We start from the raw sequence: 11,869 nt of genomic DNA, 5'->3' as shown, positions 1-11,869 counted from the left end.
CCCACCCTCTGCCGCAGGGTGAGCGGGGCCTCGTCGCGTCCGGGACCAGGGACAGGACCGGTCAGGGCAGGACTTGGATCTTGCGCCCCCGCCCCGCCCGGAACCGCGCCAGGGCCGCGGCGTAGTCGGCCAGCGGCAGGCGGTCGCTGATGAACACCTCCGGGTCGAGCACGCCGGTGGCGAACAGGTCGGCCGCCCGTTCGAACGAGTGCAGCACCGCCATCGACCCGGTGATGGTGATCTCCTGGTTGTAGATGCGGTACGGGTCGATGGTCACCCGCGCCGCGTAGTCGGAGACGCCGAACTGGAGGAACGTGCCGCCCTTGGCGACCCGGCCCAGCCCGTCCTGGATGGCCTTCTCGTTGCCGGTGGCGTCGATGACGACGTCCCACCCGCCCGGCCGGTCCAGCTCGTCGGGTGACGTGGCGGTGGCCGTGACGCCCAGCCGCTCGGCGGTGGCCAGGCGCTCGGTGTTCAGGTCGACCACCTCGATGGACGACGCGCCGGTCAGCTTGCCGAGCTGCAACATCATCAGCCCCATCGTGCCCGACCCGTAGATCAGCACCCGGCCGCCCAGCCGCGCGCGCAGCACGTCGTACCCGCGCACCGCGCACGACAGGGGCTCGATCAGCGCGGCGTCCTCGGTCCGCACGTGGTCGGGCAGCTTCACGCAGTTCGCCACCGGGGCCAGCGCGTACTCGGCCGCGCCACCACCGGTCGTGACGCCGATCGCGGCCCACCGCTCGCACAGGTTGCCCCGACCGGCCCGGCACATGCGGCACTCGTGGCAGTACAGCGAGGGGTCGACCGCGACCCGGTCCCCCACCGCGACCTCGGTGACGTCCGACCCGACCTCGACGACGACGCCCGCGAACTCGTGGCCGGGCACCACCGGCAGCGTGGGCGCGAACTCGCCCTGGAGGATGTGCAGGTCGGTGCCGCACAGCCCGCACGCGGCGACGTCCACGACGACCTCGCGCGGGCCGGGCGTCGGGTCCGGCACCTCGGCCACCTCCACCGCGCCGACCCCGGTGATCACGGCTGCTCTCACTTCACGGCTCCCAGAGACAGGCCCTGGACCAGCTTGTCCTGGGCGGCGAACCCGGCGACGAGCACCGGCAGCGACACCACCACGGCGGCGGCGCACACCTTGGCCAGGAACAACCCCTGGCTGGTGACGAACCCGGTGAGGTAGACCGGCGCGGTGCCCGCGACCACACCGGTCAGCACGCGGGCGAACAGCAGCTCGTTCCAGCTGAAGATGAAGCAGATCAGCGACGTCGCGGCGATGCCGGGCAGGGCGACCGGCGCGACGACCCGGCGCAACGTCGTGACCAGGCCCGCGCCGTCCAGCGCGGCGGCCTCCAGGATCTCGCCCGGCACCTCGGCCAGGAACGACCGCATCAGCCACACCGCGATGGGCAAGTTCATCGACGTGTACAGCACGACCAGGAACGAGATGTTGTCCAGCATCCCGGTGTGCTGCGCGACCAGGTAGATCGGCAGCAGACCGGCGACGACCGGCAGCATCTTGGTGGACAGGAAGAAGAACAGCACGTCCGACCACTTCTCGACCTTCTTGATCGAGAGCGCGTACGCCGCCGGGGTCGCCAGCAGCAGCACGAGCACCGTCGAGCCGACCGACGCGCTGAGCGAGTTGATCAGCGGCGGCCACGGGTCGGAGTCGAAGAACCCCGCGTAGCTGCCGAACGTGATCGGCGCGGCCAACGACGGCGGGTTGGTCGCCGCGTCCGGCTCGCTGTGCAGCGAGGTGAGCGCCATCCACGCCACCGGCGCGAAGAACAGCATGCCGGCGCACCACGCGGCCAGGCCGAGGACCCGCCTCATGCCCGCACCCCCGCCCGGTCGCCGTCCTCGCGCAGCAACGACGACACCACGCGCAGCGCGAACGTGGCGATGACGATCGACCCGACCACCACGACCACACCGGCGGCGGACGCCTGGCCGTAGTCGTGCGCCTGGTAGAACGTCTGGTAGATCGTGTACGGCAGGTTCGCCGTGCCCAGGCCACCCGAGGTGATGGTGAAGACAGCGTCGAAGTTCTGCACGATGTAGATCGACCCGAGCAGCGCGCCCAGCTCCAGGTACTGCCGCAGGTGCGGCAGCGTGAGGTGGCGGAACACCTGCCACGGGGTCGCCCCGTCGATCCGCGCGGCCTCGACCGCGTCCTGCGGGCGGCTCTGCAGGCCCGCCAGCAGGATCAGCATCATGAACGGCGTCCACTGCCACACCAGCGACGCCTCGACCGCGAACAGCGGCATCCCGCTGATCCACTCCGGCTGCGGCGCGTCGGCGCCGAACAGCCAGGTCAGCAGGCCGTTGAGCAGGCCGTACCCGGGGTTGTAGAGGGCGTGCTTCCACAGCAGCGCGGCGGCGACCGGGACCACCAGGAACGGCGCGATGAGCATCGTCCGCACCACGCCCCGCCCGACGAAGCGGCGGTCCAGCAGCAGGGCCAGCACCAGCCCCAGGACCAGGCTGACCAGCACCACGGACGCCGTCAGGACGACCGTGGTGCCGATGGCCGAGCGCAGGTCCGGGTCGGTGAACACGGCGGTGTAGTTGTCGAGGCCCGCGAACCCGCGGTGGGCCGGGTCCAGCGAGTTCCACCGCATCAGCGAGATCACCAGCGTGGCCGCGAACGGCAGCTGGGTGACCACGACCGTGAAGACCAGGGCGGGCAGGAGCGGCGCCCGCCGTGCCCAGCGCACGGCCGACGACAGGGGTGTCGGCCGGAGGGCCGCCGCCGTCGTCACGGCTTCCTCCCGATGGGGGTCGGGTTCGCCATCACTTGCCCCGGTACTTCTCGGCCACGGTCTCGGCCAGCGCCTGGCCCTCCGCCAGCGCGGCGTCCACCGTGGTGGAACCGGCGATGGCGGCGCTCACCTTCTGCGACACCTGCGTGCCCAGGTCGGTGAACTCCGGGATGCCGACGAACTGGATGCCGCTCGCGGGGCGTTCCTGCACGCCGGGGTCGGTGGGCCGGGCGCCCGCGATGGCCGCCTCGGCCTGCTTGGCGAACGACCCGCCCGCGGCCAGGTACTCGGGCCGCTGGTAGGTCGACGAGCGCTTGCCGTCCGGCAGCCTGGACCAGCCCAGCGTCCTGCCGACCAGCTCCTCGTAGCCCTTGCCGGACGCCCAGGAGACGAACTTCCACGCGTTGTCGGCCTTCTTGCTCGCCTTCTGGATGCCGAACGCCCACGTGTACAGCCACGCCGAGCTCTCGGTCCGGACCACGGGGGCCTGGGCGAAGCCGAGCTTGCCCTTGACCGGCGAGTCGTCGGCCTCCAGCAGACCGGCGGCGACCGTGGCGTCGTACCACATGGCGACCTTGCCCTGGGTCATGTTGTTCAGGCACTCCGCGAACCCGGCCTGCGGTGCGCCCGCCTCGCCGTGCGCGCGGACCAGGTCCACGTAGAACCGGGTGGCCTGCGCGAACTCCGGCGCGTCGAGCTGCGCCTGCCAGTCCTTGGTGAACCACGTGCCGCCGAAGGTGTTGACGACCGTGGTCAGCGGCGCCATCAGCTGACCCCAGCCGGGCTGGCCGCGCAGGCAGATGCCCCTCATGCCGGGCTGCGCGCCGTCGACCTGGGCGGCGATGTCGGCCACCTGCTGCCAGGTCGGCTTCTCCGGCATGGTCAGGCCCTTGGCGTCCAGCACGTCCTTGCGGTACATGAGGAACGAGGACTCGCCGTAGAACGGCTGGGCGTAGACCTTGCCGTCGTCGGCGGTCAGCGACTGGCGGATCGGCTCCAGCACGTCGTCCTGGTCGAAGCCGGTGTCCTCGGCGACGTGGTCGTCCAGCGGCGTGAGCCAGCCGTTCCTGGCGTAGATCGGCGTCTCGTAGTTGCTGATCGTGGCGACGTCGTACTGGCCGGCCTGGCTGGAGAAGTCCTGGCTGATCTTGTCGCGGACGTCGTTCTCCGGCAGCACGGTGAAGTTGACCGTGATGCCGGTGTCCTTGGTGAAGTTGTCCGCGGTGAGCTTCTGCAGGTCCTGCATCTGCGGGTTGTTCACCATCAGGACGTTGATCGAGTTCCCGGTGCCGCCGCCCCCGCCGCCCGCGCCGGCGCACGCGGTCGTCGCCAGGAGCACCGCGGCCAGCAGGCCGCCATACCGCAATGACTTCATCGTCTGCCTTCCTTCGGGCGTGCGGAACCAGGCCCCTGGTGCTCCGGGGCCGTGGTGAGGGGTGGGTCAGGCCCGGACGACCTTCGGTCCGAGCAGGGCGTAGCGGTGCGCTTCGCCGGCGGGCAGCACGGAGTCGGTGACGACCGCCTCCAGGTCCGCGATGCCGCCGAACCGGTGGAAGCTCGCCACGCCGAACTTCGTGTGGACGCCGACGAAGATCCGCCTGCGGGCCGAGGCCAGTGCCTGCGCCTTGACCGCGCCCACCGCCGGGTCGGGCGTGGTCAGGCCGTGCTCGCGGGAGATGCCGTTCGCCCCGATGTAGGCGAGGTCGATCACCATCTCCGAGAGCATGCGGGTGGCCCAGTGGTCCACCGTCGCGAGCGTGCGACCGCGGACCCGGCCGCCGAGCAGCAGCACGGTCGCGGAGGGGACTTCGGACAGCACGGCGGCCGTCGGCAGGGACGCGGTGATCACGGTCAGCGGCCTGCCGGTCGGCAGGGACTCCGCGACGAGCTGGGGCGTGTAGCCCTCGTCGATGAACACCGTCTCCGCGTCACCGATGCGGTCCGCGGCGGCGCGGGCGATCCGCCGCTTCTCCGGGACCATCGACGCGGACCGGAACTTCAGGCCGGTCTCGTACCCGGCGCTCTCCACCGGTAACGCGCCGCCGTGCGTGCGGCGGACCAGGGCGTGCTCGTCCAGCAGGCGCAGGTCGCGGCGCACGGTCTCCTGCGCGACCTCCAGCTCGGCCGCGATCTCGGCCACGTCGACCCGGCCGTCCGCCCGCGCCCTGGCCAGGATGCGGCGCTTGCGCTCGTCCGCCCGCATGCCGCCTCCCCTGCCCGCTCGGACCGCCGCTGCCCGTTCGGGCATGCATAAGGTGTAACACCGCGCAAATCGTGTGGCCACCGCCACAACCGGGTGAACGATGCCCGAGTTCCGCCCGCTTGGCCTGACCGAACGCACAGCCCTGCGCCGGTTCGTGCCCGAATGGCCCGCCACGCCTGCCCGTTCCCACCCAGCGGACGACGTGGAACAGGCCCCCGGGTCGCAACCCGGGGGCCTGCTTCGTGCGCTGCCGACGTCGTGAGCGTTCAACTCACCTGTCCTGGACGTAGGACTCTCGCGCTCCGAACGTAGGACTCTCGCGAGAGTCCTACGTTCACGTCGCGCGTGTCCTACGTTCGGGTTGGGCGAGTTGAGCGTTCAGGTCAGGCGGTGGTGAGGGTCGGGTAGTCGGTGTAGCCCTTCTCCGCGCCGCCGAAGAACGTCGACGTGTCCGGGGCGTTGAACGGGCCGCCGTTGGCCAGGCGGGCGGGCAGGTCCGGGTTCGCCAGGAACAGCACGCCGAAGCTGAGCGCGTCCGCGGTGCCGTCGTCCAGCAGGGCCAGGCTGTCCGCGTCGGTCACGCCGCCCGGCGTGTACGGGTTCAGGATCAGGGTGCCGGAGAACTGCTCGCGCAGCCGCAACGTCAGCGCGCGCTCGTCCTGCTCCGCGATGTGCAGGTAGGCCAGGCCGAACGGGTTGATCGCGTCGACCAGCGCCGGGTACAGCTCGTGGTGGGTCTGCTCAGCGATGTCGTTGTAGCTGTTCCCGGGGGAGATCCGCAGGCCCACGCGGTGCGCGCCGATCGCCTCGGACGTCGCCCGCACGACCTCGACGACGAACCGGATGCGGTTCTCCACCGAGCCGCCCCACTCGTCGTCGCGCAGGTTGGTGTTGTCGGCCAGGAACTGGTGCAGCAGGTAGCCGTTGGCCCCGTGCAGCTCGATGCCGTCGAACCCGGCGTCGATCGCGTTGCGCGCGGCGGCGGCGAAGCCCTCGACGGTCTCCTCGATCTGCGCCGGGGTCAGCTCGACCGGCGTGACCATCTCCAGCATCTCGGTGCCGGTGAACACCGCGCCGGACGGCCGCACGGGCGACGGGGCCACCGGGTGCAGGTCGCCGGGCAGCAGGCTGGGGTGGCCGATCCGACCGGCGTGCATGACCTGGGCGAAGATCCGCCCGCCGGCCGCGTGCACGGCGTCCGTCACGACGCGCCAGCCCTCGACGTGCGCGTCGTCGTGCAGGCCGGGCGTGTGCGTGTAGCCCTGGCCGACGGGCACGGGCTGGATGCCCTCGCTGATGATCAGCCCGGCGCTCGCCCGCTGGGCGTAGTACTCGGCCATGGCCGGCGTCGGCACGGTGTCGTAGGCACGGCTGCGCGTCATCGGTGACATCACGATCCGGTTGGGCAGCTTGGTGCCGGCGAGGTCCAGCGGCTCGAACGCGGTGCTCATGGCTTCCTCCAGATTGCCTACTTTTCCTGTTCGAACAGTATTCCGAACTGAGAACATTCCCCCGGACCCTGTGATAGCCGTCACTCGGGCGCAGCGCTAGAATCGAAGCATGGCCACGACCGGACAAAATCCCACGTCAGTGCCTATCCCCGAGGTCGCTGAGCACGGCCGGATCAGCCACGCGATCTTCCGCGTGGCCCGGCTGCACCGGCTCCTGGCCGGACAGTTGCTCAGGCAGGCAGGCCTGCACCCAGGGCAGGAGATGGTGATGATGCACCTGTGGGACTGCGGTCCGCAGCGGCAAGCCGACCTGTGCGGCGTGCTCGGCACGGACTCCCCCACCATGACCAGGACCGTGCAGCGGCTGGAACGCGCGGGCTTCGTGCGCCGCACCCCCGACCCGACCGACGGCCGGGCCGTGCTGGTCGAGCCGACGGCCGCGAGCCAGGCGCTGCGGCACCAGGTCGAGCGGATGTGGCAGGAGCTGGAGTCCGCCACGACCGGAGACCTGGACGACGACCAGCAGGCCGAGACCCTGAGGGTGCTCGGCCTGCTGGAGTGCAACCTGGTGGCGCGGACGCGGCGGCCCGCGACCGCTACCGGGCCGGCCTGATCCAGGCGGCGGTGTCCGGCGGCACGGCGCCGTCCACGAGCGGCCCGCTGGTCAGCAGCACGGCGTCGTGCGCGGGCAGCGCCACCGGTTCGGCGGACAGGTTGAGCACGCAGGCGAACTCGTCGCCGCGGCTGAACGCGACCACGCCCGGCCCCAGGTCCAGCCACTCCATCGGGCCGTCACCGAGGCCGTCCTGCGACCGCCGCAGCGCCAGCACGGTGCGGTAGTGCGCGAGCATCGAGCCGGGGTCGCCGGTCTGGGCGGCCACCGACAGCGACGCCCAGTGCTCCGGGCGCGGCAGCCACGACGGCCCGTCCTCACCCCACGGGATCGGCACGCGGCACCCGTCGCGCCCCCGGTCGGTGTGGCCTGACCGCACCCACACCGGGTCCTCGCGCAGCTCGTCGGGCAGGTCGTCGACCTCTTCCAGCCCCAGCTCCTCGCCCTGGTAGACGTAGACGCAGCCGGGCAGCGCGGTGGTCAGCATGATCGCCGCACGCGCCCGCTTCGCGCCGAGCTCCAGGTCCGTCGGCGTGAGGTGCTGCCGCCGGCCGAAGTCGAACGACGAGTCCTCCCGACCCATCCGCGACACGTGCCGCGTCACGTCGTGGTTGGACAGCACCCAGGTCGGCGGCGCACCGACCGGCGCGTGCGCGGCGAGCGTGGCGTCGATGACCCGGCGCAGCTCAGCGGGCTCCCACGGGCAGCACAGGAAGTCGAAGTTGAACGCCGAGTGCAGCTCGTCGGCACGCAGGTAGCGGGCGAACCGCTCCGGGTCGGGCAACCACATCTCCCCGACGAACACCCGGTCGTCCGGGTACTCGTCCAGCACCTTCCGCCACGACCGGTAGATGTCGTGGACGCCGTCCTGGTCGGAGTACGGCAGGTCGGCGTCGGGCCTGGAGAAGTCCTTGACCAGGCCGTCCGCGACGTCGATGCGGAAGCCGTCCACGCCCCGGTCCAGCCAGAACCGCAGGATCGACTCGAACTCCGCCCGCACCTCGGGGTTGGTCCAGTTCAGGTCCGGCTGCTCCGGGCTGTACAGGTGCAGGTACCACGAGCCGTCCGGGGCCTGGCTCCACGCCGGGCCGCCGAACCGCGACTGCCAGTCGTTCGGCGGCGCGTCGCCCTCGTGGAACCAGAACCGGTCCCGACCCGTGCCCGCCAGCGCCTCCTGGAACCAGGGGTGCTGGTCCGAGCAGTGGTTGGGCACGATGTCGATGATCACCCGCAGGCCGACCGCGTGCGCCTCACCGATCAGCTTCTCCGCCTCCACGAGCGTGCCGAACACCGGCTCGATGTCGCGGTAGTCGGCGACGTCGTAGCCGCCGTCGGCCAGCGGCGACGGGTACCAGGGGCTGAGCCAGATCGCGTCCACACCCAACTCGGCGAGGTAGGGCAACTTCTGGCGCAGACCCGCCAGGTCACCGATCCCGTCGCCGTTGCCGTCGGCGAAGCTGCGCGGGTACACCTGGTAGATGGCCGCACCGCGCCACCAGTTCATGTGGATCCTCCCTTGGTAATGGCGTCAGCCCTTCACGCTGCCGGCGGTGAGCCCCGCCAGGACGTGCCGCTGGAACACCAGGAACAGGCCGATCACGGGCACGCTGGACAGCACGAGTCCGGCCAGCATGAGGTTGACCGGTGTGTCGGGGGCGAAGCGCTGCAACGCGACGCTGAGCGTCTGCCGCGCCGGGTCGGAGAACACCAGCAGCGGCCAGATGAAGTCCTTCCACGCGGCGACGACCGCGAAGATGGACACGACCGCCAGGATCGGCCTGGACAGCGGCAGCACGATCCGCCACAGCATCGTGAACTGGCCGGCGCCGTCGATCCGCGCCGCCTCCAGCACCTCCGCCGGGAGCTGGTCGAAGAACCGCTTGAGCAGGAACACGGTGAACGCGTTGGCCGCGCCCAGCAGCCACAGCGCCGCCGGGTTGTTGAGCAACCCGAGGTCGGAGATCGTCAGGTAGGTCGGCACCAGCAGCACCGCGGCGGGCATCATCAGGGTCAGCAGCATCATGCCGAGGATCCCCTTGCCCAGCACGGGCTTCAGCCGTGACAACGCGTACGCGGCGGGCACGTCCACGGCGAGCTGCACCGCCCACACGCCCACCGCGACGACGATCGTGTTGAGGAAGTACCGGCCGAGGTCCATCAGGTCCCACGCCTCGGCGTACGTGCCGGGCGTCCACGTCTCCGGCAGGACCGTGGGCGGCACGCGGGCCAGCTCCACGGCCGGTTTCATGGCCGAGATCACCACCCACACCAGCGGCACCACGAAGACCGCGGTGAGCACGATGGTGGTGACCACGAGCGCGATGGTGTAGCCGGCGCGCGCACGCCCCGGCGCGATCAACGTCCTCACGCGTCCGCCTTCCGCGTCACCCGCAGGTACAGCGCGGTGAACGCGCCGAGCACCAGCAGCAGCAACAGGCTCAGGGCACTCGCCGTGCCGAAGTCGTTGTAGTAGAAGGCGTACCGGTACAGCAGGAGCAGCACGGTGACGGTCGAGTCCTCCGGACCGCCGCCCGTCATCACGTACGGCTCGGTGAACACCTGCATGGTCGCCACGACCTGCAACAGCAGCAGCACCAGCAGCACGAACCGGGTCTGCGGGACGGTGACGTGCCACAACCTGCGCAGCACGCCCGCGCCGTCCAGCTCGGCCGCCTCGTACAGCTCGCCGGGGATGCTCTGCAACGCGGCCAGGTAGATCAGCGTGGCGGTGCCCAGGTTGGCCCAGGTCGACACGATCACCAGCGACAGCATCGAGGTGTCGGCGCTGTCCAGCCACGCCGGCCCCTCCAGCCCGAGCCCGCGCAACGCGGTGTTGAGCAGGCCCGGACCGGGGTCGTACATCCACTTCCAGATCAACGCGGCCACCACCGGCGGCAGCATCACCGGCAAGTACACGATCAGCCGGAAGTAGGCCTTGAAGTGCCGCAGCTCGTTGAGCACGACCGCGAGCAGGAACGGCACCACGAAGCCGAACACCAGCGCCAACGCGGTGAACAGCAGGGTGTTGCGCCACGCCGTGGCGAACAGGGGGTCGGCGAAGAGGCGTTCGAAGTTCTCCCAGCCGACCCACGCGGGGTCGGTGACGAAGTCGACCTGCTGGAAGCCCAGCACGGCCCCGCGCGCGATGGGGTACCAGGAGAACACCGCGAAGCAGATCAGCGCGGCGGACAGGAACCCGTACGCGGTCAGGTTCTCCGCGACGCGGCGGCGCATCACTTGACCTGGGCCAGGACGGGGTTCACCTTGGCTTCCGCGTCCGCCAGCAGTCGGCTGACGTCCGCGTCGCGGTCGGTGAGCACGGCCTGCATGACGTTGTCGAGGATCGCGTACACCTGCTGGGCGTTCGGCGGCTCGATCTGGCCCTTGGGTGCGGCGTCCACGTAGGACTTGAAGTTGGCCACCGGCACGGTCGCCAGCTTCTCCTTCAGCTCGGCCTGCTTGGCGGCGGCCTCACCGGTCCACACGTCCGCGACCGGCGGCACCGGCAGGCCGATCGGCTGACCCTGGTCCTTGTAGCGCTGGAGGTTCTTCTCGAACCGGTCCGGGTTGAGGAACTTCCACTGCACCCACTTGAGGCCGGCCTTGATCTTCTCCGGCGTCGCCTTCGGGTTGAGCATGTAGCCCTCGCCGCCGATGAGCGTGCCCTCGCCGTCGGGGATGCCGGCCAGGCCGTAGTTCGCGTAGTCGCCCTTGAACTGGTTGACCAGCGTCGGCACGTTGTCCGGCGCGGCCAGGTACATGCCGAGCTGGCCCGCGCCCATCATCTGCTGGACGTCCTCGATGACGAGCAGCTGCTTCTCGCCCATCGTGTTGTCGGTCCAGCGCATGTCCTTGAGGTGCTGGAGGGCTTCGCGGCCCTTGTCGTTGTTGAAGTCCGCGACCCACTTGTCGCCGTCCTGGCGGGCGATCCGGCCGCCCACGGAGTACATCCACGCGGTGAAGTGCCAGCCGCCCTGGTTGTTCTTGCTGTACTCGGCGAAGCCGACCTTGCCGTCACCCAGCGCGGTGATCTTCTTGGCGGCCTCGCGGACCTCGTCCCAGGTCTTCGGCGGCTGGTCGGGGTTCAGGCCGGCCTGGGTGAACAGCGTGCGGTTGTAGAGCAGGCCCATCGAGTAGTTGGCGGTGGGGACGCCGTAGACCTTGCCGTCCTTGGCGAAGACGTCGCGCAGCTCCGGGCGGATGGCGTCGTAGTGCGGCACGTCCTTGACGTACGCGGTGATGTCCGCGGCCTGCTTGCGGGCGATGAGGTTCGCCGGGTCGGTGAAGTAGGCGTAGAAGACGTCTTCGAGCTGGCCGCCCGCGAGCTTCGCGGAGAACGTCTTGGGGTCCATGAACCCCTCGTGCGGCTCGATGTCGATGTCGGGGTTGGCGGCCTCGAACTCGGCCACGTCCTCGTCGAAGATCTTGCGGTCGAACGCCTGGGTCTGCGGCGGCTGGCCGTTGACGGAGATCGTGACCTTGCCGCCGGCGGCGGTGCCCGCATCGTCGGCTTGCGAGCACGCGACGGCGGTGAGGCTCAGGCTGCCTGCCAGCAGCAACCCCGCCGCTCTGCGGAGGCTGAATGCGTTCATGGGGGCGGACCCTTCTGGGCTGTGGTGTGGCGGACACGGTAAGTCCGCCCGACACGCTCCCGCAAGATGTCTACGAAAACTCGCAACTTCCCGACATCACTTCGTAAGCAGCCCCCGCCGCCCGCGCACACCAAAATGCCGCCCGCCCCGAGGGGGCAGACGGCAAGACCCCCAGCGCGCGTGTCCTACCTCCAGAACGCGCGTGTCCTACGTCCAAGTACCCCGAGTTGAAC

Annotated in this window: 11 protein-coding genes; 1 reads left to right on the top strand and 10 read right to left on the bottom strand. The window is 70.5% G+C overall.

The window, feature by feature from the left end; all coding sequences use genetic code 11:
- Window positions 1–61: 61 nt before the first annotated feature.
- The 6 genes from AB0G02_RS18725 to AB0G02_RS18700 all read right to left on the bottom strand — a co-directional run bounded on the left by AB0G02_RS18725 (window position 62) and on the right by AB0G02_RS18700 (window position 6,431).
- On the bottom strand, window positions 62–1,051 hold the full coding sequence (locus AB0G02_RS18725; RefSeq protein WP_360795724.1) for a zinc-dependent alcohol dehydrogenase family protein: 990 nt from the start codon (window positions 1,049–1,051) through the stop codon (window positions 62–64).
- A complete protein-coding gene (locus AB0G02_RS18720; protein WP_360795721.1) occupies window positions 1,048–1,848 on the bottom strand; it encodes a carbohydrate ABC transporter permease in 801 nt (266 codons plus the stop codon). Before AB0G02_RS18720 ends, AB0G02_RS18725 begins: the two co-directional genes overlap by 4 nt.
- Window positions 1,845–2,777 (bottom strand): sugar ABC transporter permease, encoded by a 933-nt coding sequence (locus AB0G02_RS18715; RefSeq protein WP_360795718.1) that lies wholly within the window; start codon window positions 2,775–2,777, stop codon window positions 1,845–1,847. The genes AB0G02_RS18720 and AB0G02_RS18715 overlap by 4 nt, the downstream gene beginning before the upstream one ends.
- 31 nt (window positions 2,778–2,808) lie before the next feature.
- Window positions 2,809–4,152 carry a sugar ABC transporter substrate-binding protein gene (locus AB0G02_RS18710; protein WP_360795715.1) on the bottom strand — a complete coding sequence of 448 codons (1,344 nt, stop codon included), beginning with the start codon at window positions 4,150–4,152 and terminating at the stop codon, window positions 2,809–2,811.
- Window positions 4,153–4,218: 66 nt separating this feature from the next.
- Window positions 4,219–5,025, bottom strand: coding sequence for a DeoR/GlpR family DNA-binding transcription regulator (locus AB0G02_RS18705; RefSeq protein ID WP_360795712.1), 807 nt, complete (start codon window positions 5,023–5,025; stop codon window positions 4,219–4,221).
- Between the two features lie 338 nt (window positions 5,026–5,363).
- Window positions 5,364–6,431: an alkene reductase gene (locus tag AB0G02_RS18700; protein ID WP_360795710.1), complete on the bottom strand. Its 1,068-nt coding sequence runs from the start codon at window positions 6,429–6,431 to the stop codon at window positions 5,364–5,366.
- 139 nt (window positions 6,432–6,570) lie between these two features.
- On the opposite strand from AB0G02_RS18700, the gene AB0G02_RS18695 reads away from it, so the two are divergent.
- Window positions 6,571–7,044: a MarR family winged helix-turn-helix transcriptional regulator gene (locus AB0G02_RS18695; protein ID WP_360795707.1), complete on the top strand. Its 474-nt coding sequence runs from the start codon at window positions 6,571–6,573 to the stop codon at window positions 7,042–7,044.
- Here the strand turns inward: AB0G02_RS18695 and AB0G02_RS18690 are convergent.
- From AB0G02_RS18690 to AB0G02_RS18675, 4 genes are read right to left on the bottom strand one after another with little or no spacing between them, the layout of a single operon-like run.
- Window positions 7,028–8,548, bottom strand: coding sequence for an alpha-amylase family glycosyl hydrolase (locus AB0G02_RS18690; protein ID WP_360795704.1), 1,521 nt, complete (start codon window positions 8,546–8,548; stop codon window positions 7,028–7,030). The two genes, AB0G02_RS18695 and AB0G02_RS18690, sit on opposite strands and share 17 nt — an antisense overlap.
- Before the next feature lie 24 nt (window positions 8,549–8,572).
- Window positions 8,573–9,412 carry a carbohydrate ABC transporter permease gene (locus AB0G02_RS18685; protein ID WP_360795701.1) on the bottom strand — a complete coding sequence of 280 codons (840 nt, stop codon included), beginning with the start codon at window positions 9,410–9,412 and terminating at the stop codon, window positions 8,573–8,575.
- Window positions 9,409–10,278, bottom strand: coding sequence for a sugar ABC transporter permease (locus tag AB0G02_RS18680; RefSeq protein WP_360795698.1), 870 nt, complete (start codon window positions 10,276–10,278; stop codon window positions 9,409–9,411). The genes AB0G02_RS18685 and AB0G02_RS18680 overlap by 4 nt, the downstream gene beginning before the upstream one ends.
- Window positions 10,278–11,636, bottom strand: coding sequence for a sugar ABC transporter substrate-binding protein (locus tag AB0G02_RS18675; protein ID WP_360795695.1), 1,359 nt, complete (start codon window positions 11,634–11,636; stop codon window positions 10,278–10,280). The genes AB0G02_RS18680 and AB0G02_RS18675 overlap by 1 nt, the downstream gene beginning before the upstream one ends.
- Between the last annotated feature and the right edge of the window lie 233 nt (window positions 11,637–11,869).

This window comes from Actinosynnema sp. NPDC023658, assembly GCF_040639995.1.
GTDB lineage: Bacteria > Actinomycetota > Actinomycetes > Mycobacteriales > Pseudonocardiaceae > Actinosynnema.
Note: the sequence above shows the minus strand (reverse complement) of the source record. Positions and strands in the feature narration are given on the sequence as shown.